General features: G+C 62.3%; 19 protein-coding genes. 10 read left to right on the top strand and 9 right to left on the bottom strand.

Annotated features, from left to right (window positions below):
• The 4 genes from AC13FW_RS10010 (at position 1) to AC13FW_RS09995 (ending at position 6,714) form a co-directional block, all read left to right on the top strand.
• Complete coding sequence (locus AC13FW_RS10010) at positions 1 to 825, top strand: XOO1806 family protein (protein ID WP_282265870.1); 825 nt, start codon at positions 1 to 3, stop codon at positions 823 to 825.
• A gap of 58 nt (positions 826 to 883) precedes the next feature.
• Positions 884 to 2,632 carry a tetratricopeptide repeat-containing sulfotransferase family protein gene (locus AC13FW_RS10005; protein ID WP_482988950.1) on the top strand — a complete coding sequence of 583 codons (1,749 nt, stop codon included), beginning with the start codon at positions 884 to 886 and terminating at the stop codon, positions 2,630 to 2,632.
• Between the two features lie 167 nt (positions 2,633 to 2,799).
• Positions 2,800 to 5,355 (top strand): TonB-dependent receptor plug domain-containing protein, encoded by a 2,556-nt coding sequence (locus tag AC13FW_RS10000; protein WP_482988949.1) that lies wholly within the window; start codon positions 2,800 to 2,802, stop codon positions 5,353 to 5,355.
• 276 nt (positions 5,356 to 5,631) lie between these two features.
• Entirely contained in the window at positions 5,632 to 6,714 is a 1,083-nt protein-coding gene (locus AC13FW_RS09995) for a class I SAM-dependent methyltransferase (RefSeq protein WP_482988948.1), read from the top strand.
• A gap of 50 nt (positions 6,715 to 6,764) precedes the next feature.
• Here AC13FW_RS09995 and AC13FW_RS09990 read toward each other — a convergent pair whose 3' ends face one another.
• Positions 6,765 to 7,367: a TetR/AcrR family transcriptional regulator gene (locus AC13FW_RS09990; RefSeq protein WP_296252580.1), complete on the bottom strand. Its 603-nt coding sequence runs from the start codon at positions 7,365 to 7,367 to the stop codon at positions 6,765 to 6,767.
• A gap of 164 nt (positions 7,368 to 7,531) precedes the next feature.
• Here AC13FW_RS09990 and AC13FW_RS09985 point away from each other — a divergent pair, with 164 nt between their 5' ends.
• The 4 genes from AC13FW_RS09985 to AC13FW_RS09970 all read left to right on the top strand — a co-directional run bounded on the left by AC13FW_RS09985 (position 7,532) and on the right by AC13FW_RS09970 (position 11,871).
• Positions 7,532 to 8,437, top strand: coding sequence for an alpha/beta fold hydrolase (locus tag AC13FW_RS09985; protein ID WP_482988947.1), 906 nt, complete (start codon positions 7,532 to 7,534; stop codon positions 8,435 to 8,437).
• A complete protein-coding gene (locus AC13FW_RS09980; RefSeq protein WP_482988946.1) occupies positions 8,434 to 10,914 on the top strand; it encodes an acyl-CoA dehydrogenase in 2,481 nt (826 codons plus the stop codon). Before AC13FW_RS09985 ends, AC13FW_RS09980 begins: the two co-directional genes overlap by 4 nt.
• A 66-nt stretch (positions 10,915 to 10,980) precedes the next feature.
• A complete protein-coding gene (locus tag AC13FW_RS09975; protein ID WP_482988945.1) occupies positions 10,981 to 11,463 on the top strand; it encodes a hotdog fold domain-containing protein in 483 nt (160 codons plus the stop codon).
• A gap of 3 nt (positions 11,464 to 11,466) precedes the next feature.
• Complete coding sequence (locus AC13FW_RS09970) at positions 11,467 to 11,871, top strand: hypothetical protein (RefSeq protein ID WP_482988944.1); 405 nt, start codon at positions 11,467 to 11,469, stop codon at positions 11,869 to 11,871.
• 127 nt (positions 11,872 to 11,998) lie between these two features.
• Here AC13FW_RS09970 and AC13FW_RS09965 read toward each other — a convergent pair whose 3' ends face one another.
• Both AC13FW_RS09965 and AC13FW_RS09960 read right to left on the bottom strand, forming a co-directional pair.
• Positions 11,999 to 12,355, bottom strand: a complete 357-nt coding sequence (locus AC13FW_RS09965; RefSeq protein ID WP_482988943.1) for a DUF1304 domain-containing protein — start codon at positions 12,353 to 12,355, stop codon at positions 11,999 to 12,001.
• A 49-nt stretch (positions 12,356 to 12,404) separates the two neighbouring features.
• The gene (locus tag AC13FW_RS09960; protein WP_482988942.1) at positions 12,405 to 13,733 is read right to left on the bottom strand and encodes an NTP/NDP exchange transporter; all 1,329 of its coding nucleotides are present in this window, start codon (positions 13,731 to 13,733) and stop codon (positions 12,405 to 12,407) included.
• Positions 13,734 to 13,902: 169 nt separating this feature from the next.
• Here AC13FW_RS09960 and AC13FW_RS09955 point away from each other — a divergent pair, with 169 nt between their 5' ends.
• On the top strand, positions 13,903 to 15,498 hold the full coding sequence (locus AC13FW_RS09955; RefSeq protein ID WP_482988941.1) for a GMC family oxidoreductase: 1,596 nt from the start codon (positions 13,903 to 13,905) through the stop codon (positions 15,496 to 15,498).
• Positions 15,499 to 15,704: 206 nt separating this feature from the next.
• Here AC13FW_RS09955 and AC13FW_RS09950 read toward each other — a convergent pair whose 3' ends face one another.
• On the bottom strand, positions 15,705 to 17,630 hold the full coding sequence (locus AC13FW_RS09950; protein ID WP_482988940.1) for a M48 family metallopeptidase: 1,926 nt from the start codon (positions 17,628 to 17,630) through the stop codon (positions 15,705 to 15,707).
• 29 nt (positions 17,631 to 17,659) lie between these two features.
• Positions 17,660 to 18,265, bottom strand: a complete 606-nt coding sequence (locus AC13FW_RS09945) for a LemA family protein (RefSeq protein ID WP_482988939.1) — start codon at positions 18,263 to 18,265, stop codon at positions 17,660 to 17,662.
• Between the two features lie 79 nt (positions 18,266 to 18,344).
• On the opposite strand from AC13FW_RS09945, the gene AC13FW_RS09940 reads away from it, so the two are divergent.
• Entirely contained in the window at positions 18,345 to 19,760 is a 1,416-nt protein-coding gene (locus AC13FW_RS09940) for a serine hydrolase domain-containing protein (RefSeq protein WP_482988938.1), read from the top strand.
• Between the two features lie 935 nt (positions 19,761 to 20,695).
• On the opposite strand, the gene AC13FW_RS09935 is transcribed toward AC13FW_RS09940, so the two are convergent.
• The 4 genes from AC13FW_RS09935 to gcvT all read right to left on the bottom strand — a co-directional run bounded on the left by AC13FW_RS09935 (position 20,696) and on the right by gcvT (position 23,633).
• Complete coding sequence (locus tag AC13FW_RS09935; RefSeq protein WP_303747130.1) at positions 20,696 to 21,238, bottom strand: hypothetical protein; 543 nt, start codon at positions 21,236 to 21,238, stop codon at positions 20,696 to 20,698.
• Positions 21,239 to 21,525: 287 nt separating this feature from the next.
• The gene (locus AC13FW_RS09930) at positions 21,526 to 21,729 is read right to left on the bottom strand and encodes a hypothetical protein (RefSeq protein ID WP_482988937.1); all 204 of its coding nucleotides are present in this window, start codon (positions 21,727 to 21,729) and stop codon (positions 21,526 to 21,528) included.
• A 300-nt stretch (positions 21,730 to 22,029) separates the two neighbouring features.
• Positions 22,030 to 22,425 (bottom strand): glycine cleavage system protein GcvH, encoded by a 396-nt coding sequence (gene gcvH / locus AC13FW_RS09925; RefSeq protein ID WP_282270622.1) that lies wholly within the window; start codon positions 22,423 to 22,425, stop codon positions 22,030 to 22,032.
• 86 nt (positions 22,426 to 22,511) lie between these two features.
• Positions 22,512 to 23,633 carry a glycine cleavage system aminomethyltransferase GcvT gene (gene gcvT / locus AC13FW_RS09920; RefSeq protein ID WP_482988936.1) on the bottom strand — a complete coding sequence of 374 codons (1,122 nt, stop codon included), beginning with the start codon at positions 23,631 to 23,633 and terminating at the stop codon, positions 22,512 to 22,514.
• Positions 23,634 to 23,685: the final 52 nt, after the last annotated feature.

Below are 23,685 nucleotides of genomic sequence, written 5' to 3'. Positions count from 1 at the left end.
ATGATCGCCCTTGGCGTGGTCACGGGCGTGCATGCACAGAGCAAGCCGCGGGCCGTGGACAGCACCGTGTTGCCGGTTTGGAACCGCGGTAGCGGCAAGGTTGAAGCCCTGCTCTATCTGGAACCCACTGGCACCCAGAACGTCGGCGCGCGCTGGAATTTCGGCCGTAGCTCGCTGGATGCGGCCTTTGGCCTGTCCTCCGGCGACTCGCTCGGCCTGCTCTGCAACGGCAGCGGCGGCAGCAGCATTGGTGGCCTTGCCAGCCATTGCATGCTCGCCAGCCTGGGCGATGACGACGATGACAATGATCGTCATATCTCTGCCACCACCGCATTCAACCGCCCCGGCGGCCGCGTTGGCATTACCGCCGGCACGGGCCGCGACACGCTTCCGGCATGGTTGTCGAACGGCGGCAAAGCTGGCGCAGCGCGCGTCGAACAGAACGACCTGACCGTATTTGGCCAGAAGAACATCGGCCGCGAAGGCTTCGTCTCCATCGGCGGCACCTACGCCAAGGCCCGTCTGGTCCCGTTGACCGACGCCGCCCCGGCAGTCGCCGACCAGTGGGACAGCAAGAGCCTGAGCGTCGGAGGCGGCTACGGCGCTTTCAGCGCCAATGTGATCGGCCGCGTGGTCGACGCACCCGGCCAAAGTGGCAAGTGGGAAGGCCTGGGCCTGGGCATCACCTGGCGCACCCCGTGGAGCGGCCAGCTCACGGTCGGCGCTGAAAACGTGATCACCCGCGGCAAAAACCCGTTCTCGCCGCGTAACGAGAGCAATGACGACGGGGCAATCCCGTACGTCCGCTACGAACAGGACCTGTAAGACCCCGGTCGTGGCTTGCTAGAGTGCGGGACAGTTTGTCCTGCGCTTAAGCGACCCAATGCCCGACCATATCGAAAGTACGCCGCCACTCCCTCTTAAGCAGAGGGCACTCCAGTTGTTTCGCTCCAATCAGATCAGCAGCGGCAGCAAATTACTGCTGGACTCCCTGGCAACCTCGCCACCGGAGGCTGTCGCAGCCATCATTGAAATCGTGGACGCAAATCGTTCCGCACCGCAGGTACGGAACCTACTTGCCAGTGCATTGGACGCGTCACCTACCAATGCGCAGCTGCAATCATGTGCTGGACGTCTAGCGGTAGCCGATGGCGACTTTGAACAAGCGAACGTGTTCTTTGCCCATGCCCACCACCTGTCTCCCCTCAATCCAGCTTACGCATTGGAGCTGGGTGCCTGCCTCAAGCATCAAAACCGACTACAGAGCGCCCTTCCATTTTTGAGGGATGCACATCAACGAGCGCCATCCCGGACAAGCACTCGCATTCTGGCGGATGCCGAATTTGAAGCGGACCACCCGGAACTGGCACTACCACTTCTTTCCCTTCTTCTGAAAGCAACCCCCAAAGACGTACCGCTGCGCCTCAGGCTTGCCGAAACACATAACCAGCTGGGAGACAACTCAAAGGCAGGTGAACTCATAAGTGCAGGCCTCGAACTCACCCCCGATGACCCTTCACTGTTCATGGCCCTTGCACAAGCCCTGGAGGACGACGGCGACAACGCTGCAGCTGAGCAGGCCTACCTATCTGCACTGAGCTCACGACCAGCCTGGGTGCTCGCTTTGGCAGGACTCCTCAACCTCAAACGCGGCAACGCCAGCACCGACCTGCTGGACACTGCCCAAACGCTTATTGAAAACGCGACTACACCTCACGACGAACGGGCCTTGCTTGGATATGCGCTTGGCAAAGCTCTGGATGCCATGGGTCGTTACCCAGCGGCATTGCAGGCGTGGCAAACCGCAAACAAAAGCCGAGAGGTATCCGCTGGCAGCTTCGATCCAAGTTGGCTGGATCGTCACATTAGAATGCTTGAAACAGCTCCTCTTACATCCATTGCATCCAATGACGTGAAAGAGGAGATGCAAATGATCTTCGTCGTTGGCATGCCACGCTCAGGAACAACGCTCACCGAAACTATCCTCTCTGCGCACCCATCGGTTCATGGCTGCGGAGAACTGCCGGATTTCCCCCGATTGGCACTTGAGCTTGGCCCGAGTTGGCCAACCCTGGTGAACAAGATCCCGGCGCAGCAGCTGTCGTCAATGCGTTCGAACTATCTACGCTCAGCAAGCCGGCACGCCCAAGCCGGGAAGACCGTATTGGTAGACAAAGCTCCCCTGAATTTCTTTCAGTTGAGCCTGATCCAAGCAATCTTCCCTGCAGCTCGGGTGATCTGGTGCCGACGAGACCCACGTGATGTGGCGCTGTCGATCTACAGTGAGAACTTCTCCCCCGCATCAAGCTTCTCTACCTCAATGGCGGGCATTGCCGCATACCAAGAGGCAGAGGAACACTTGCTGGACCTTTGGCAACGCACCCTGAGCCTCCCCATATACGTCCAGGACTACGCCGCCCTAGCTACCGACCCTCGCAATGGCGCAGAAAAACTTATTGAATTCAGTGGCTTGAAATGGGACCCCGCTGTCCTAAAGGCACACGAAACCGCGGGCACCGTACAGACACCAAGTCGGTGGCAGGTTCGCGAACCCATTCATACGAGATCCATCGGTCGATGGAAGAACTATCCAGCCCTATTCAGCAAAGACCCAGAAGCACCGCATTGCTGACCAGATTCAGCTCTTTTGTAAAATTTCAATAGAAATTATTAACAAGACTTTAATTTCATCTGATACACAGCTACGATCAGGTACGACCTTGAGTTGTTGGCTCCCCTATTTGGGAGCCGCCTGAAGGTCCCAAGGGATTTTCCCCAGTCACACGAGAGAGAGAGAGTATGAGCCTCAAGACCACCCGCTTGCGCGAAGCAATTACGCTTGCCCTGCTGTCCGGTGTCGCTGTCAGCGGCACCGCCTTCGCCCAGAATGCCTCCGACAAGAACGAGACGACCCTTGACCGCATTGAAGTCACCGGTTCGCGCCTGAAGCGCGCCGAAGTCGAAGGCGCTGTGCCGGTTACCGTGATCGACCGCGTGCAAATCGACGCCAGCGGCGAGACCACGGTCTCCGACTATCTGCGCACGACCACCTTCAATTCGGTTGGCCAGTTCCGTCCGCAGTCCGGCAGCTCTGCCCAGGCAGGCGCATTCGCTGACCTGCGCGGCCTTGGCGGCCAGCGTACGCTGGTGCTGATTGACGGTCACCGCGCACCGAAGGCACCGTTCTCAGCTGGCTCAGGCACAGACCTGAACACCATCCCGCTGGCGGCCGTTGAGCGCATTGAAGTGCTGACCGATGGCGCCTCGGCAATCTACGGTGCTGACGCCGTCGGCGGCGTGATCAATATCATCACCCGCAAGGACTTCGAAGGCGCCCAGATCATGATCGGCAAGTCCGATCCGAAGTGGGGCCCGACCGACGAAGGTTCCATTTTGTTCGGCACCTCCGGTGAGCGTAGCCGCGTGATTGGTGGTTTCTCGCACAACCGTCGCGCAATGATCTATACCAGCTCTCGCCCTTGGGGCCAGGAGCTGGGCGTTTCGGTGTACGGCAACAACTACCGCTCCTTTGATCCCGTGACCGGCGTCCCGCTCAATGCAACCACCGCATTGCCGGGCGGCTGCACCAATGCAAACTTCTGGATGCAGCCTAACGGTCGCTGCTCGTACAACTTCAACAAGGTTGCAGCTGACGAAGCTTCCACCCAGAACAAGTCCTTCTTCCTCAACGGTGAAGTCCAGGTCAATGACAACTGGGCGGTGTATGCGAACACCACCGTGTCGAACACCACTTCATTCGGCCGTTACGCCCCGACCCCAGGCGTTGTAGCGATTGACCCGACCTCGGCACAGAATCCGACCCCCGGTGCACTCACCTACCTCTATCACCGCTTTGCCGCTGCTGGCAACCGTGACAACACCACCGACGGCAGCGTGTATGACGTCCTGCTCGGCGCCCGCGGCTCGGTCAGCGACAACATCGATTTCGACGGTGGCGTTCGCTACAACACCTATCGTTACAAGGAACTTGGCCGCAACTACATTGTGCAGTCGCTGGCTGAGCAAGCCATCAATCGTGGCGACTACAACATCTACGACCCGACGTCGACTCCGGTAGATGTGCTGAACTCGATCAAGGCCACCATCAGCCGTGACAGCTCCTTCACCACCAAGGAAGCCTTCGCGAACCTGACCTTCAACGACCTGTTCCAGATGGGCGGTGGCGCAGCCAGCTTGGCGATCGGCGCCGAGTTCCGCAAGGAAGAGTTCGAGGATCTCTACGACTCGCTGTCGTCAGCAGGCGTTGTCCTCGGCAGCTCCGGCGCCTCTGCTGGTGACGACCGAGAAGTCAGCGCTGCGTACTTCGAAATGCTGTTCCCGATCACTTCGACCTTCGAGGCAAATCTGGCTGGTCGTTTTGAGGACTACAGCGATTACGGCAACAACTTCGCCCCGAAGCTGTCGCTGCGCTGGCATCCGATTGACAGCCTGACCCTGCGCGCCTCAGTCGGCAAGGGCTTTGTTGCACCGACCCTGGACGTCATCTCCCAAGCTACAGCCTTCTCCGCTGACTCGGTCTACGACCCCGCCAGCTGCTTGGACCAGGGCGCAGGCACTCAGGCACAGTGTGCTGCACAGGCCACGAACACCGACCTGCAGGTTGATGCTTACCGCGAAAAGGCCGAAGGCCTGAGTGCAGAAAAGTCCACCCAGTTCCAGGTTGGTGCAGTGTGGGATGCAACCGATTGGCTGAACATCACCCTTGACTACTGGAACATCGAGATCAAGGACCGTATCGCCTACTTCGGCTCGCAGAAGCTGATCGACATCGAATTGGGCGACGACCCGACACCGATGCCGGGCGCACCGTGCTCGATCATCCGCGACGATGCCCTGGCAAATGCCCTCGGCAGCCCGATCAAAGAGATCCACAACTGCTACTTCAACCAAGGCAAGGTCAAGACCGACGGCGTCGACATGACCCTGCGGACCAAGTTCGATCTGGGCACCTGGGGCTCTTTGAGCAACATGCTGCAGGCCAGCTACCAGCGCTCCTACACCATCGACGGCGGCGAAGAGCAGGTCGGCCTGCAGGGCTTCCCGCGCGGTCGCGTGAGTTTCAACAACACCTGGAACCGTGGTGACTGGACCGTTGGCTACAACGCTCGCTATATCAGCTCCAACGGCTCCGAGACCGATTACACTCGTCACTACCTGACCCACGACGTGCAGCTGAGCTATGCGACTCCGTGGAACGGCAAGATCATGCTGGGCATCAACAACTTCACCAACAAGATGCCGGAACTGCTGAGCTACGACGGTCGCCCGTTCAACTTCAACCTGTATGACGCATACGGCCGTACCCCGTACGTCCGTTACGAACAGCGCTTCTGATGGGCCTGAAGTATTGATCTAGAAAGAAAGGAGCCTTCGGGCTCCTTTCTTTTTTGTGCGGCAGATACGTCATTCAAACCCTGAAAGCTAGCTTGTACAGTTATTGCAGCTCAATTCCGTTCCCGCCCCATGCAGCCTGTTCGCCAACGACCGGAACCCTCCAATGCGAGGCACAACTCCCCCCAAACCAATCAACCAACTACAATTCCCGCCGCTGATTTATCACCGCTAGCAACAAGCTTCATTCAAAGCGCCTCCTTTCAACGAAGTTTGCTAATGTTCAATGGCACTGGCATCCAGGCCCCAGTTCTTCAAACAGCGCCTCAAATGCCCCCTCCTTCGTCAGAAGCAGAGCAACAAAAATCGCTGATGAAAATGAGCCCACCGGACAACAACAGTTCTTTCCGCAACCGTGACTCCTGGAGCAGGTATTGGGCCCTGCAGCCTGATCATTCATTGCCAGGTACATTTGATGCTGGCTACGGCCAAGCGATCTCCAGCTTCTGGCAAGGCATAGCGCAGCGATTGCCTGATACCGCATCAGTACTGGATCTAGCCACAGGTAATGGCCCCCTGCCTCGCCTGCTGCTGCACTGGCGCCCCGATTTGAGCATCGACGGCATCGATGCGGCGCAAATAGCTCCCACTTGGCTACCGCCAAACAAGGCAGCATTACCAAGATTCCACAGCCATATCTCTTGCGAAGCCCTGCCATTCAGCAATGCCAGCTTTGACCTTGTCACCAGTCAATATGGAATTGAATACTCTGACTTGAATCGGAGTCTCGCTGAGGTTGCACGCACATTGCGTGCCGATGGAATTTTCGCCGCCGTGATCCACAGCAGCGGATCTCGAATAGTCGATGTCGGACGTGATGAGATAGCCCACGTGCGTTTGCTCACAGCCCCAGGGGGAGCGGTTGAGCAAGTGAGGAAAATGGCAAAACTCATGCCTGCCGCCAGCACCAGCGAAGGACGTCGACAGTTGGATGCCAGCCCTTCTGCTCGCTCCACCCGCGATGAGTTCAACAATGCGATGACACAGGTAAGAGCTGCAGCGACCGTAGCTATCGCACCTGATTTATTATTTGAATTTCTACGCTGGGTTCCGCAGGTTCTGGCACTGGCAGGCAACGAGCCGGACGCCACTAGTGCCCTGCATGAATGCCAACGCCATCAACTTCAACTTGAAGATGCTGGTGAGCGTTACGACGCTTTATTGAAAGCGGCAATGAGCACTACCCAACAAGCGCAGCTCGCATCGTATCTGGCGACATTCGACCTGCATCTGGAGGGAGTGTCCGACCTGAAGCAAGACGGCCACCTACTCGGGATTGCCATTTCCGCGCGAAGACGCTGACGCCGCATGGTGGCACTACGCCGGCCCACTCGGCCAATCTGGTCCCAAAATCAACTATTCGGAATCAAGGTCTCGATCACATGCTCGACATAGGCCTCGAAATCCTCGCGGGCCTGCTTGGGCTGCTGCAGCTGCAGCGACAGCTGCAGGAAGCCGACATAGGCCGCATAGGCCAGGCGTGCACGATGACGCGCGTCGGTGGAACTCAGACCCGCCTGGCGGAACGAGGCGATCAGGTATTCCATGCGTCGCTGCGAGACGCGATCAATGACCGGACGCACCATCGGGTTGTCCAAGGCCTTCAGCAGTTCACTGTAGATGACGTGCGGAGTGACTTCATGCGCGACCAGTTGGAACAGCGCGCGCAGACGGGTGCGCGGATCGGGCACCTCTTCCAGGCTGCCGAAAACCTGCTGCTGCTCGACGACTTCCCAGCGCTCCAAGGCCGCTTGCAGCAGCGCGTCGCGCGAGGGGAAATGCCAATAGAAGCTGCCCTTGGTCACGCCAAGGCGACGCGCCAGCGGCTCGACCGCGACCGCACCCACACCCTGTTCAGCGATCAGGTCCAAGGCCGCTTGCGCCCAGTCATCCGCGCTCAGGCGGCTGTTCCGCGTGCTGCGGGACTCGGTGCTGGAATCTGAAGAATCGTTCATGGGCAGATTTAACCATACGGCGGGGACTGGTTGCAGTATGTGGGCGACAAAATACGGACAATCTGGCAAATAAATGATCAGGTCCGACGCGCTCATCCTCCCCAGTCAGCATTTCCATACCCATAGGTATTGACAGTCATTCAGGCCATTCCATACCATCAGGTATGGTTACGCCAACTCCCATCTCTGTATCCCCTGAGGACATCCGTCTGGAAGGCGCGCATGGCACTGGCCTTGGCGCGTCCAGAACCAGCGGAAAACAGCCCTGCATCCTGTTCGCACATGGCTTTGGCCAGACCCGCGGCGCATGGACTGCAACAGCCGAAGCGCTCAATGCCGAAGGCCACGCCACACTCAGCTATGACGCCCGCGGCCATGGCGATTCGGATTGGAACGCCAGCGATCTGCCCTACCACGGCGACCAGTTCACCGATGACCTGATCGTGGTAGCCGGCGAACTGCCGCAGCCGCCGGTATTGGTCGCCGCTTCCATGGGCGGCCTGTTTGGCCTGATGGCCGAAGCGCGCTGGCCGGGCTTGTTCTCGGCGATGGTGCTGGTGGACATCACCCCGCGCTGGGAAACCAGCGGCGTGGAGCGCATCCTTGCCTTCATGAGCGCGCACCCGGACGGTTTCGCCTCGTTGCAGGCCGCCGCCGACACCATCTCCGCCTATATGCCGCACCGCCCGCGCAAGAGCGAAGACGCGTTGCGTGCGCTGCTGCGCCCGGGCAAGGACGGCCGCTGGAACTGGCATTGGGACCCGCGCCTGGTCAACGAACTGGCACGCGACAGCGAGCAACATCAAGGCGTGATTGCCGACGCCGCGCGACAAGTGCAGTGCCCGCTGCTGCTGGTCAGCGGTGGCCGCAGTGACCTGGTCTCGCCGCAGACCGTTGAAGAATTCATGGCGCTGGTGCCACACGCACAGCATGTCCATCTGCCGCACGCCACCCACATGGTGGCCGGCGATGACAACAATGCGTTTACCGCCGCTGTGTTGAACTATCTGGACGCACTGCCTTCCGCAGCGTCCGCCCGAACCGAGCACGTTACCGGAGCACGTCCATGAGCATCGTCGTACCTTTCCTGGCCCTGCTGCTTGCAGGTGCCTTTGTTGCCTACCACCGCATGCGACTCGTCGTATGGACGGTCATCAGCGTGGTGGCCCTGACCATGTGCTGGTTTGCCGGTGTCAACCAGACCGCGATCATCGTCGCCGCCGCCATCGTTGCGCTGATCTGCGTGCCGGTGCTGCTGCCGTTCCTGCGCAAGCCGCTGATCACCGCACCGTTCATGGGTGTGTTCCGCAAGGTGCTGCCGCCGCTGTCCAAGACCGAGCGCATCGCCCTGGAAACCGGCTCGGTCGGTTTTGAAGGCGAGCTGTTCACCGGCGACCCGGATTGGAACATCCTGCTCAACTACCCCAAGCCGCAGCTCACCGCCGAAGAACAGGCCTTCATGGATGGCCCGGTGGAAGAGCTCTGCAAGATGGTCAATGACTTCGAGATCACCCACGTGCACGCGGACCTGCCGCCGGACATGTGGGAATTCATCAAGAAGAACAAGTTCTTCGGCATGATCATCCCGAAGGAATACGGCGGCTTGGGCTTCAGTGCGCTGGCCCACCACAAGGTGATCCAGAAGCTGGCATCGGTATCGAGCGTGGTCAGCTCCACCGTTGGCGTGCCCAACTCGCTGGGCCCGGGTGAACTGCTCAACCATTACGGCACGCAGGAGCAGAAGGATTACTACCTGCCGCGCCTTGCCATCGGCCAGGAAGTGCCGTGCTTCGGCCTGACCGGCCCGTTCGCAGGCTCCGACGCCACCTCGATTCCCGACTTCGGCATCGTCTGCAAGGGCATGTGGAAGGGCGAGGAAGTGCTGGGCCTGAAGCTCACCTTCGACAAGCGTTACATCACCCTGGCCCCGGTCGCGACCCTGATCGGCATGGCCTTCCGCATGTACGACCCGGACGGTCTGCTCGGCGATACCAAGGACATCGGCATCACCCTGGCGTTGCTGCCGCGTGACACCGATGGCGTGGAGATCGGCCGCCGCCACTTCCCGCTGAACTCCACCTTCCAGAACGGCCCGATCCGCGGCAAGGACGTGTTCATCCCGATGAGCCAGCTGATCGGCGGCGCCGAGAAGCGCGGCCTGGGCTGGAACATGCTCAACGAGTGCCTGGCCGTCGGCCGCTCCATCACCCTGCCCTCCACCGCTTCCGGTGGTGCCAAGGCCGGTGCGGTGGTGACCGGTGCCTATGCACGCATCCGCAAGCAGTTCGGCCTGTCGGTCGGCCGCTTCGAGGGCGTGGAAGAAGCGCTGGCCCGCATCGGCGGCAAGGCCTACAAGATCAGCGCGCTGTCGCAGGCCACCGCCGCTGCGGTTGACCGTGGCGACGTGCCGTCGGTGCCGTCGGCGATCGCCAAGTACCACTGCACCAACATGAGCCGCGAAGTCATTTCCGACGTGATGGACGTGATCGGCGGCAAGGGCATCATCCTCGGGCCGCGCAACTTTGCCGGCCGCAGCTGGCAGGCCGCACCGATCGCCATCACGGTGGAAGGTGCCAACATCATGACCCGCTCACTGCTGATCTTCGGCCAGGGCGCCATCCTCTGCCACCCGTGGGTGCTGAAGGAAATGAAGGCTGCGCAGGATGAAGACCGCAAGGCCGGCCTGCGTGAATTCGACCAGGCGCTGTTCGGCCACGTTCGCTTCGGCATCTCCAACGCCGTGCGTTCGCTGTGGTTCGGCCTGACCGGTGCGCGTTTCGGTGCCGCCCCGGGCGACGCCTACACCCGCCGCTACTTCCGCAAGCTGGACCGCTATTCGGCCAACCTGGCGCTGATGGCCGACATCTCGATGATGACCCTCGGCGGCAAGCTCAAGTTCAAGGAATCGCTGTCCGGTCGTCTGGGTGATGTGCTCAGCCACATCTACATGACCAGCGCCATGCTCAAGCGTTACCACGACGAAGGCGCACCTACCGCCGATCAGCCGCTGCTGGCCTGGGCCTTCCACGACAGTGTGCACAAGATCGAAGAGTCGCTGTCGGCTGCCCTGCGCAACTTCCCGATCCGTCCGATCGGCTGGCTGATGTGGGCACTGATCTTCCCGTTCGGCCGTCGCGCCGAGGCCCCGGGTGATCGCCTGAGTCGCCGCGTTGCGGCAACGCTGATGGCACCGGGCGAAGCGCGTGACCGCCTGGCCCAGGGCGTGTTCCTGACCCCGTGCGAGAACAACCCGGGCGGCCGCATCAACAGCTACCTGTCCAAGGCGATCATGGCCGAGCCGGTCGAGCGCAAGTTCATCAAGGCGCTGAAGACCAAGGGCATCGAAGCGCTGACCTTCGCCACCCAGTTGGACGAGGCCGTGGCCGAGGGCGTGATCACCCAGGACGAGCGCAAGCTGCTCGAAGAGCTGCGCGAGATCACCATGGACACCATCACCGTGGACGACTTCGAGCCGCATGAACTGCGTTCGGCCGGCTACTACGACCTGCCGGGCAAGCAGCGCCCGCAGCCGCAGCAGGCCGCGTAAGCCAAGCCACATGCAATACCGACGGCGGGCCTTGTGCCCGCCGTTTTCATATCAGGACACCATGCCATGACTGCGCCCCTGCTCTCGCTATACCGTCGTTTCACCCGCTGGCCAGCAGGAAACTGGCTGTTCTCACGCGCGGTCTGCTTCAAGGCACCCTATTTCGCCAGCATCTCGCCAACCATCACTGCGCTGGAGCCGGGCCGCTGCGAAGGCGTGATCCGCCAGCGCCGCCGCATCAGCAACCATATCGGCACGGTGCATGCGATCGCGATGTGCAATCTTGCCGAGCTAGTCGGCGGCGTGATGGTGGATGCCAGCCTGCCAGCTGACATGCGCTGGATCCCCAAGGGCATGGAAGTGAAGTACCAGGCCAAGGCGCTGGGCGTGTTGAAGGCGGTGGCAACCCCACGGCAGCCCATCATCAGTGCCGAGCACGGCTATGACTTGCCGGTGCAGGTCAGCGTCACCGATGCCGCCGGTACCGAGGTATTCCAGGCCATCATCGCGATGTGGGTATCACCACGTCCCAGCCGCAGCGGAGGCTGACGCATGCAGACCGCGGAATGGATGCTGCGTCTTGGCGGACTGCACTGTCTGGGCTTTGCCCTGTTCCACCTCGCGTTCTGGCGCTTGTTCGGCTGGAAGCACGAGCTGGCAAAGCTCAGCGCAGCCAACCGCGCGATCATGCAGATCCTCAACCTGCGCCTGATCTATGTGTTTGTGGGAATGGCAGTGCTGTCACTGGCGTTCACCCGCGAACTGCTCGATACCCGGCTGGGGCACGTGGTGTTGGCGTTCATGGCCGTGTTCTGGCTGGGCCGCGCCATCGAGCAATTCGTTTTCCTGCGCATCAATGACTGGCGCGTGCACCTGCTGACCGCCTTGTTCGTGCTCGGTGCGGTGCTGTACGCAATCCCGTTGTGGCTGGGATTCGCGCGCTACATCAGCCACTGATCCAAAGCGATGCCCTGTAGTGCCGAGCCATGCTCGGCAGGGGCGTTACAAGCCAACCCAACCGTAGCGCCGGGCAATGCCCGGCACGGGCTCTACGGGCAATGCCCCTGCCGAGCATGGCTCGGCACTACAGCGCGCGTAGCAGCAACGCGACGATTGCGGGTACGGCCTGCACGTAGAAGATGCGCGGGCTGACGCTGTACGCGCCATAGGCACCGGCCACTACCACGCAGACCAGCGAGAAGGTCACCAGCACCGGCTGCGCCAGCACCAGCCCGGTGATGATGCCGGCAGCGAGGAAGCCGTTGTACAGGCCCTGGTTCGCCGCCAGCACCCGCGTCGCCTGTGCCTTTTCCGGTGTGTTGCGGAAGGTCTTCAGGCCCTGTGGCTTGGTCCACAGGAACATCTCCAGTACCAGGAAGTACACATGCAGCGCCGCCACCAGCAGCGTCATCACCATCGCACCCACGCCCAATACGCTCATCGTCATCTCATCCTCGCAGCACGGCGGTAACCCGCCGCAGGGTAATCACTCAACGATCCTGCGGCAGCTTCTTCTCTTCGCGCAAGACACCCAGCGCCGACAGCGTCATGAACACCGCCACTGCGGCACCGCCGACGAACACCGCCTGAGAACCAAACAGGGACAAGCCCTTGTGCACCCAGGCGAAGGTCAGGTCGGCGCCGCGGTAAACAACGGTATCGATTGCCGCACCGGCCTTGTAGCGCCATTGCCGGTCTACCCGCGTATAGATCGTCTCGCGGGCAGGTTTGCCCAATGAGAATTCGCTGGCGCGGGTCAGCACCTGGATCACCGCCACCATCACTGGCAACGGTGACGCTGCCGCGATCGAGAAGCCGACGATGATCGCGAATCCCGGAATCAACAGCGCCGGCGCCACTCCGTAGCGCGACAGCAACCAGCGGGTCAGGCCCAGCTGGATGATCAGGGTCAAGGCATTCACCGCCAGGTCGATGCGCGAATAGAACGCGGTGCTGGCCGCTGGATCGGTGATCATGCGCCGTACGATCGCCGCCTGCTCGTTGTACAGCATGGTCCCAACGCCGACCCCGAATATCACCATCAGGGCCAACCAGCGCAGCAGCGGCTCACGCGCGATCAGCTTCAGCCCGTCGAACACGCTGCCGCCCATCGGTTGCTCGCCATCGGCCAATTGCTGTTCGCGTTCGCGCTGCACCGCCCACGGCCGCAACTTCCAGATGCAGAACAGGCAGATCGACAGGAAACCGGCCGAGACCAGCATCAAGTTGGCGATGCCGACCCGTTGCACCAATGAGCTGGTGATGATCGGCCCGAGGAATGCGCCCACTGTGCCGGCCGCGCCGATGTAGCCGTAGAACGCACGCGCCTGCACGTTGGAGAACACGTCGGCCATGAAGCTCCAGAACACCGCCACCGCGAACAGGTTGAAGACGGTGATCCAGAAGAAGAACGCCATGCCCCGGCCCGGGATGTTGCCGCTGAACATCGCGTAGAACACGAACAGGGTGAAGATGAAGAAGCCATACACCAGCGGCAGGAACACCCGTCGCGGATAGCGGCTGACCAGCCAACCGTACAGCGGCTGCAGCACCAGCATGATCAGGAACACACAGGAGAACAGGAACTGCAGGGTGAAGTCCTTCAGCGGCATGCCATGGGCCGCGAACCAGGCGATCAACCCGGGCGGGAACAGGGCCTCCATGTCCGCCGAGGCCGCCATCGCCTCACGCACCGGGCGCAGCACGTAGTAGCCGCTGAGCAGGCAGAAGAAGTACAGGAACGACCACCACAGCGGTGGCGAGCCACGCAGTGCCAGCATCAGTCGATGCACTGCACCGGGTCCGCGCGGAACGGTCATGCGGCACCCCGGCGCAGCGGGTGGCAAGAGGACGGCGGCATCGGGGAACTCCGGTGGGACTCGGCAGAGCGCGTACGTTATCTAATGCACTGCAACATCGCCAGTGCGGCAGGGCTTACTCCGGTACAACGCGCCGTTCTATCCTGAGTGACTCGGGAGGGAGAAGCGTGTGAGCGAAGCTGCAAAGGAATTCGACTACATCATCGTCGGCGCCGGTTCGGCCGGCTGCGTACTGGCCAACCGGCTCAGTGCCGACCCACAGCTCCGTGTGCTGCTGATCGAAGCCGGGCCGCGCGACTGGCACCCCTTCATTCATATGCCGGCGGGCATCGCCCGACTGGTCAACAACCGCCGCGTGAACTGGAGCTACGACACCGAGCCGGAGCCCGCGCTGGGCAACCGCCGCCTGTGGTGGCCGCGCGGCAAGGTGCTGGGCGGCTCCAGCTCGATCAATGCCATGTGCTATGTGCGCGGCGTGCCCGGCGACTACGACCGCTGGGCAGCGGCCGGTGCCAGCGGCTGGAACTGGGACAGCGTGCTGCCTTGGTTCCGTCACAGCGAAGGCAATGCGCGTGGCGCCGATACGCTGCACAGTACCGATGGTCCCCTGCAGGTGGCCGACCTGCGCCATGTCAATCCACTCAGCCACGCCTTCATCGAAGCCGGGCAACAGGCCGGCTACAGCCTTAACACCGACTTCAACGGCGTCCAGCACGAAGGCGTTGGGCTTTATCAGGTAACGCAAAAGGACGGCGCACGTTGTTCTTCAGCGGCCGCCTATCTCGCCCCAGTGCGTTCGCGCAGCAATCTGCAGGTGATCACCGGCGCGCTGGTGGAACGGCTGCAGATCGACGCTGGGCGCGTTACCGGCGTGCACCTGCGCGTCGGCAGCCAGCGCCAGCACTACCGTGCTGCCGCTGAAGTGCTGCTCAGCGCCGGGGCGATCAACTCGCCGCAACTGTTGATGCTGTCCGGCATCGGCCCCGCCGATGCGCTACGCGCGCAGAGCATCGACGTCCAGCTCGACCAACCGGGCGTCGGTGCCAACCTGCAGGATCACCTGGATATCTGCACGCTGTACCGCAGCGTGCCGGGCGTCAGCTACGACCGCGCCAGCGAGATCATGATCGGGCTCAACTACTTCCTGCGTGGCCATCGGGGCGCGGGCACCAGCAATGTGGCCGAAGCCGGCGGCTTCGTGCGCTCGCGTTTCGCACCGGACGAGCGCGCCGATATCCAGTTCCATTTCGTCCCGGCGATGCTGGACAACCACGGCCGCAATCGCCTGCCCGGCGACGGCTACACCCTGCACGCCTGCTACCTGCATCCGCGCAGCCGTGGCCGGATCAGCCTGGCCAGCGCTGACCCAGCCGCACCCGCGCGCATCCAGGCCAATTACCTGAGCGATGCCGAAGGCTTCGATCTGAAGATGATGATCGAGGCCGCGCGCCTGAGCCGCGACATCCTGCAGCAGGCCGCGTTCGCGCCGTGGCGCAAGGCGCCGCTGTTCCCCGCCGATGAGCACCTAGACGATGCCGGCCTGGAAGCCTTCATCCGCGCCAAGGCCGAGACCATCTACCACCCGATCGGCACCTGCCGCATGGGCAGCGACGACGCGGCGGTGGTCGATCCGCAGCTGCGGGTGCGCGGCATCGACGGATTGCGGGTGATCGATGCCTCGGTGATGCCGACCCTGGTGAGCGGCAATACCAATGCGCCGACCATCATGATTGCGGAGCGGGCGGCGGGGTTGATTCTGGGGTGAGGCCCGGTGCTTCAGTCGGAAAATTTGCGGGAGTTTCTGATCGCAGGCGAAGACACGCAAAAGCAAACCTGATCGGCAGCAAGGTTCAGCAGCCGCAATAAGGTAGCCCGGGTAAGCGCAGCGCACCCGGGGGCAAGGTTCACAAGTCATTCCAGCCGTCCGCCAACAGTCCCGGGTGCGCTGCGCTTACCCGGGCTACGCGCTTGTCAGACCACCTGCAGCATCGCTGGCAAGGGGCAATGCAAGGTGGCGCAGATGGTCCTAAGCAACTCAGCTTCGGCAACATTGACGCGCTGGTTGTGGCTGACGGTCGCAGTCACCGCTTCCACCAGCAGCTGCTTGGCCAGCGGGTCCATCGAATCCAGCGGTGCCCACACCGCATCCAGGGCCAGCACCCCATTCGCCGGCGGCGCATATGGCAGATGATCCTGCGGCAGGATGCGCTGCAGGCCGGCCAGGTAGGCGTGACGCGCAGCAGCCTCGTCGCCTGGGTTGCCGGCGCGCGCCACCACAGACAGCAGGGTGGCGAATTCACGCTGCACGCCAGTGGCTTTGCGGCGGCCGAAATGCAGGTGACGCGATGGATCCAAGGCTGCCTGCACCTGCACCAGCAGCAAGCGCGACAGGCAGTACTCGAACAGGGAGATCCGCCCATCCGCGTGGGTCAGGACATCGATGCAGCGCATGAATGCAGTCAACTGCGGGCGCGGCAGGCTGCGCAGGGTCGGGAATGCCAAGGCTGCCAGCGGCAGCTTCAGCGCCGCGTGCAGCTCACGCAAAGGCCCAGCCGCAATGTTCTGTACGCTGTCGGCCATCAACTCGCCCAGTTGTTCGCTCACTGCAGTGCGCTGGCGCGCAGCGACCGTGGCATCTTCGTCCAGCAACATCGCAAGCAACAACGGCTGCGACGCGCCACGGTCAGCGGCCAAGCGGCGCAACGGCGCTGGCAGACTGCCCGCCAGCCGTATCGCCTGCCGGTAGTCGTCATCGGCAGGCGTCGCCACCTGTGCGGCAACCAGCGTCGGATCCACCGGAATCTGCTGCATTCCAGGCAACGGCAGCATCACCGCATCCACGTTGGGCGCATCGCGCGCTGCCAGGCCCAGCACACGGTCTTCGGCCAGTCCGTCCGGCGGTGCGCTGGACCAGTTGCCTCGCAGTGTCTGCAGCTGCTCCGCGCGGAACGATGGCTCCAGCCGCTGGATGCGCGCAACCAGCGGCGGATGGGTGGCGAACCAGCTGGACAGACGCAGGCCTTCGCCGAACAACATATGGCTGACTTCCTCGGCACTGGCACGGTCGGCCAGGCGCGAGCCGTCGTCGAGCCCGCCGATCTTCTTCAAGGCGCCGGCAAGGCCTTGCGTCTGGCGGGTGAACTGCACTGCCGAAGCATCGGCAAGTATCTCGCGCTGGCGCGATACCGCCGCCTTGATCAGCCGCCCGAACAGCACGCCGATGCTGCCGATGGCGATGCCAGCCAAGCCAACCAGCATCAGCAGGAATACCGGCCCGACGCTGCGGCCGAAGCGCGCACGGGTACCGCCGCCCATATGCAGCAACACACGCTTGCCGATCACGCTGAGCATCAGGATGCCGAACAGCACGCCCATCAGGCAGATGTTCAAGCGCATGTCGCCGTTGAGGATGTGGCTGAACTCATGCGCGATGACGCCTTGCAGCTCATCGCGGTTGAGCCGCTGCAAGGTGCCGCGGGTAACCGCGATGGCCGCATCGGCGGGCGAATAGCCCGCGGCGAAGGCGTTGATGCCTGCTTCCTGCTCCAACACATACAGGCGCGGCATCGGCACGCCGGAGGCAATGGCGATCTCCTCCACCACGTTGCGCAACCGCCGCAGTGCCGGATCGCGGGTATCGGCAGGCACTTCCGTGCCGCCCATCTGCACGGCCACCACCTCGCCGCCACCGCGCAGGGAGCTGATCCGGTACAGCGATGCCAGCCCGATCACCGCCACCGTCAACACGCTGCTCCACAGCACGCCGCGCATGCTGCCGGTGCCCAACCACACCAGTGCGTCCACCATCAGCACGATGGCCAGCACCGCCAGTGCAAACAGCAGCACCAGCCGGCCTGAGTTGCGCCGCGCCTGGGCCTGGTGTTCGAAGAAATTCATCCCGCGCCCCTGTTACACCTGCGCCAGGTTCAGAACTGCACCTTGGGCGCCTCGCGCACCTGCTCGCGCTTCTCCAGCGGGATATCCAGCAGTGCGGCCGTGGCGAAATTGAACATGTCGGCGAATACATTGGCCGGGAAGGTCTCGCGGCGGTTGTTGTAGCCCATCACCGCATCGTTGTACGCCTGCCGCGCGAACGCCACCTTGTTCTCGGTGCTGGACAGCTCCTCACTGAGCTGCAGCATGTTCTGGTTGGCCTTCAACTCGGGGTAGGCCTCGGCCACCGCCATCAGCCTGCCCAGCACACCATTCAACTGCCCCTGCGAGGCCGCCAGTTGCGCCATTGCCGCCGGGTCGCCCGGATCGGCCTTGGCTGCGGCCAAACCTGACTGCGCCGCGCTGCGCGCCGCGATCACCGCTTCCAGGGTCTGCCGCTCATGGCCCATGTAGGCCTTGGCGGTCTCCACCAGGTTGGGAATCAGGTCAAAACGCCGCTGCAGCTGCACGTCGATCTGCGCAAACGCATTCCTGTAGCTGTTACGGGCCCGCACCAGCCCGTTGTAGATCCCCACACCCACCGCCACAACTGCGACAGCCACCACAAGAAAGATCAGCAATATCAACGCGATGCCCATTCATTCTCTCCCCGTTTGTGCATTGATGAAAAGCGGCGCTAGAATCGCCCACAGCAGTAGCTTACAGGCACCGATCACGATGAAAGACAAGAGCAAGCGCCGGCACATTCGTCCGGTGGCATCGGGATTGCTGGGGGTGTTGATGCCCTTTGCATTGTCGTCTACCGCGCAGACTCCCACTCCCACCGCCCTGCCCGCCGAAGCATCGGCTGCCGTGGCGTTGCCGGTGAACCTGGAGAACGCGCCCGCACAATCGCCGACGCAGCCGATGCCATATCGCACCGCGCTGCGCCCAGACCAGGTGCAACCACTGCCGGCCGACTTCAATGTCGCCGCCATCGAGTCGCTGGCCGAACAGCTGACCTACGGCAACCGCGTTCCCGGCATGGCGATGGCCATCGTCCAGAACGGCCGCGTGCTGTCGGCACGTGGCTATGGCGTCACCGACATCAGCAATCCGCAGGAAGTGGACGCGCACACCGTGTTCCGCCTGGCGTCGTTGTCCAAGGCCTTCGCCGGCACCATGGCCGGCCTGCTGGTCAACGATGGCACCCTGCGCTGGGACAGCAAGGTCACCGATTACGTTCCCGGTTTCCGCCTGGCCACGCCCGAAGCCACCGACAAGCTCACCGTTGCCGATGTACTGAGCCAGCGCGTCGGCCTCACCAGCAATGCCTATGACCGCGATGTCGAGGCCAATGCCGACTACTACACGCTGACCCAGAAGCTGGCCAGCGCGCCGCTCAAGTGCTCCCCCGGTGATTGCTACTCCTACCAGAACGTCGCCTTCAGCCTGGTCGGCGATGTGGTGTTTGCGGCCTCGGGCAGCTTCTACGAGCAGGCCGTTGAGAAGCGCATCCTCAAGCCGTTGGGCATGAACGATGCCAGCCTCGGCCTGGCAGGCATCCAGGCCAGCTCGCGCTGGGCACGCCCGCACGTGCGCAGCCGCAACGGCTGGGTGTCGCTGACGCCCAAGCCCACCTACTACCGCGTCGCACCGGCTGCCGGCGTCAACGCCAGTGCCAGCGACATGGCGCAATGGCTGCTGGCGCATACCGGCCACCGTCCGGATGTATTGCCGGCACCGTTGCTGGCAACGTTGCATGCGCCGCTGGTGAACACGCCGGGTGAAATGCGCTCTGGCTGGCGTCACCAGCGCCTGGATTCGGCTGGCTATGCACTGGGTTGGCGCGTGTTCGACTACTCCGGCCACCAGGTGGTCTTCCACGCCGGTGCAGTGCAGGGCTATCGCGGCCTGGTCGCGCTGCTGCCGGAACGTGACCTTGGCATCGCCATCATGTGGAACGGCGAAAGCAGCCTGCCCAGCGGCATGATGCCGACCATCCTCGATCGCGCCATCGGCCTGCCGGCGCAGCGCTGGCTGGACGTGGACACCGATTTCGGCAGCGACAACCTGATGGCCGAGGATGCGGCTCCGGCGCGCGGCGGCAAGAAGGGCGCGTCTTCCGATCGTGCGGTGGCATCGCCGCGCTGAGCTGCGTTGCGATCTCCAGCAGTACCCGAAAGGCGGCCAATGGCCGCCTTTTTCTTTGCTCGGTAGCGCCGCCTTGGGTAGGAGCCAGCGCCGGTAGATCGGATGCACCGTCAGCTTCGCGGCTGACGCCGCTCCTACAAAGGCCGGTGCCACCTGTAGTGCCGAGCCATGCCCGGCAGGGCTTCACCCGCACAAATCAAAAGCCCCCCTCCCAACCCTCCCCTTGCCTGCGGCAAAGGGAGGACTCGGTTCCTCGGCGTCGATTGGTTGGTCGACGAGTTTCACCGCACCGGTAGTGCCGAGCCATGCTCGGCAGGGGCTTCATCCGCAAATCAAAAGCACTCCTCCCAACCCTCCCCTTGCCTACGGCAAAGGGAGGGCTCGGTTCCTCGGCGTCGATTGGTTGGTAGGCCCGGTTCACCGCACGTGTAGTGCCGAGCCATGCTCGGCAGGGGCTTCATCCGCAAATCAAAAGCACTCCTCCCAACCCTCCCCTTGCCTACGGCAAAGGGAGGGCTCGGTTCCTCCGCGCCGATTGGTTGGTCGGCAAGGTTCACCGCACGTGTAGTGCCGAGCCACGCTCGGCAGAGGCTTTACCAGCAAACCTAAAGCACCCCTCCCAACCCTCCCCTTGCCTACGGCAAAGGGAGGGCTCGGTTCCTCCGCGCCGATTGGTTGGTCGGCAAGGTTCACCGCACCGGTAGTGCCGAGCCATGCTCGGCAGAGGCATCACCCGCAAATCAAAAGCACCCCTCCCAACCCTCCCCTTGCCTGCGGCAAAGGGAGGGCTCGGCTCCTCGGATGTGTAGCCGGTTTCGCGGCTGACGCCGCTCCGACATCCACTGCCTCGCCACTCCAAAAGGCGCCCATAAAAAAAACTCCCTCCCCGCTGGGCAGTCGGGGAAGGAGTTTCAGGTATTGCTAGTGGAGCTGGATCAGATCAGCGGCGCCGGGGTAGCCGGCAGCGCAACCGGAGCGGCCTTCTTCTTGCGAGCGGCCGGCTTCTTCTTCGCAGCAACCTTCTTGGCGGCCGGCTTCTTGGCGGCAACCTTCTTTGCAGTCTTCTTTACGACCTTCTTGGCAGCTGCCTTCTTGGCAACCTTCTTGACGGCCTTCTTTGCTACTTTCTTGACGGCTTTCTTGGCAGTTGCCTTCTTGGCAACCTTCTTTACGGCCTTCTTAGCTACTTTCTTGGCGGCTTTCTTGGCAGTTGCCTTCTTGGCAACCTTCTTTACGGCCTTCTTGACGGTCTTCTTGGCTGCTGCCTTCTTGACGGTCTTCTTGGCTGCTGCCTTCTTGACGGTCTTCTTGGCGGCTGCCTTCTTCACGGTCTTCTTGGCAACAGCCTTCTTGGCGACCTTCTTCACTGCCTTCTTGGCGGTTGCCTTCTTGGCAACCTTCTTCACGGCAGCCTTCTTGGCGACTTTCTTTACCGCCTTCTTGGCGGCCGGCTTTTTAGCTGCTTTCTTCGTAGCCATGGTTTGTTCCTCGTCAGTGATCTATGGAATTGAAATGCCCAGTTGAAGCAAATCCGCGGTGTTCGGCGGAGGACCGACGACGCGTCTAGCGCATCGTTACGGATACAGAAACACCCACAACGGGTCCCGCTGCAGGTGCCAGATAGAAATCAGGGGGGGTGTTTCGCGGAAGGAAGCGAGTCCTGCTCCACCATCAAGAGAATCCTGGCGGACGTCCAAGTTGTGCTTCGCGTCTGAATGTTGATCCGGCTCACTCGCTTCCGCAGGAAAGGTCTGCTGGGCGAAACCTAATCACGGTTTTTTTTACTGTCAACCATCTTTGCAAAATATTTTTCGGAAGCCTTCAGCCTTCCGCGCCCGGCCGCCCGCCGCCACAGCCCACGATGTGCACCCGTCGTCGCCATGCATGCGTGCTTCAAAAAAAACACAAAGTAAAAAAACATCGGTAAAAGTGCACTATTCGTTTCGACGCCGCCAACACGCTGCTGCATTGGCAGTACACCAACGGCATCTCAAGACATGCGACCAACAGTCGTCGCCGACCACTTCCAGCACCCGAAAAAAAGTTTGCCGACGGCAACGCTTTAGCTGCGCGACGGATCATTTTGCGCAAACTTTTTGGACCACTTCGCAGTCCGCAGCGACACCGATCAGAACCACTTCGCGTCCCTCGGCATCGGCTTCAACGCGTCAACACCAGCCGCTCATCACTACCGATCATCACGTGATGCTGACACCGGCATAAAAAAAACGGCCGCTGGTAGCGGCCGCTTTTCGGATCACGACAGGACTCAGTGGTCCTCGTTCTCCAACATCTCGGCGTAGTCGTCCGGGCCAAGCAGGTCATTCAACTGATCCGGATCGGACAGCTCCACCACGTACAGCCAGCCGTCGCCGTAAGCATCTTCGTTGATGGTTTCCGGCTTGTCGGTCACCGCTTCGTTGACTTCGACAACGGTGCCGGACACCGGGCTGTAGACGTCGGAAGCAGCCTTCACCGACTCGACCACCGCTGCGCCAACGCCGGCCTGCACGCTGTCACCGACAGCCGGCAGTTCGACGTAGACCAGGTCACCCAGCAAGCCCTGGGCATGATCGGAAATACCGACGGTAACGCGGTTGCTGCCTTCGACACGTGCCCACTCGTGGGACTTGAGGAACTTGAGGTCGCCAGGGATCTCGCTCATGGAACTACTCCGGAAAAACGGTGGTCGGGATGAAGCGCTAGTTTAACGAACCGGAAGCGAGGTCGCTTCCGGCGCGGTCCTACAGGTCAAAGATTGATGCCGGCCTGCGGCTGGCCGTCACGCACGAACGGGAACTTGACGATGCGCACCGGCACTTCCTTGCCGCGGATGTCCACCCGCACATCACCCGGCGCGCCAGCCGGCACGCGGGCGAAGGCAATCGCCTTGCCCAGCGTCGGCGAGAAGGTGCCGGACAGGATCTCGCCTTCGCCATTGGCGGTGAGCACCTTCTGGCCGTGACGCAGCACGCCCTTCTCGTCCATCACCAGGCCGATCATCTGGCGCGCGTTGCCGGCGGCCTTCTGCGCTTCCAGCACGGCGCGACCGGTGAACGCGCGCGGCGTGCCATCGGCCAGATCATCCAGCGCCACGGTCCAGGCCAGCGCCGCCTCGTACGGAGTGATGGCTTCGTCCATGTCCTGGCCGTACAGATTCATGCCGGCTTCCAGCCGCAGTGTGTCGCGCGCACCCAGGCCGGCCGGCTTCACACCAGCAGCCAACAGCGCATTCCAGAACGCGACGACCGCGCCCTGCGGCAGCAACACTTCGTAGCCGTCTTCGCCGGTGTAACCGGTGCGTGCGACGAACAGCTCAACGCCGTCGATGGAGCTAACGGTCAGTGCAGCGAAGCGGCCGAGCTTGTCCAGCGCGGCACGATCCGACTCCGCTACCAGCCCGGCGACCAGCGCACGCGCCTGCGGTCCCTGCACGGCGACGATGGCCAGGTCTTCGCGTTCGACCACCTCGACACCGAAGGCTTCGGCGTGCTGACGGATCCAGGCCAGGTCCTTCTCGCGGGTGGAGGCGTTGACCACCATGCGGAACATGTCTTCGGCCAGGAAGTAGACGATCAGGTCGTCGATCACCCCGCCCTGCGCATTGAGCATGCACGAGTACAGGGCCTTGCCGCGGACCTTGATCTTGTCGATGGAGTTGGCCAGCAGCTGGCGCAGGAACTCGCGGGTGCGCGCCCCCTTCAGGTCGACCACGGTCATGTGGCTGACGTCGAACATGCCGGCAGCGGTGCGGACCAGGTTGTGCTCGTCGATCTGCGAGCCGTAGTGGATCGGCATGTCCCAACCTCCGAAGTCGACCATCTTGGCGCCGAGTGAGCGGTGGGTTTCGTTGAGCAAAGTCTTCAGGGTCATGGCCGTTCCACACTAAGGGGACCGCCATTATCCCAGATGGTTACTTTTAAAA

The organism is Stenotrophomonas sp. 21LCFQ19 (assembly GCF_056861425.1).
The sequence above is the reverse complement of the archived record's forward strand: the minus strand, read 5'-3'. Positions and strand labels throughout refer to the sequence as shown.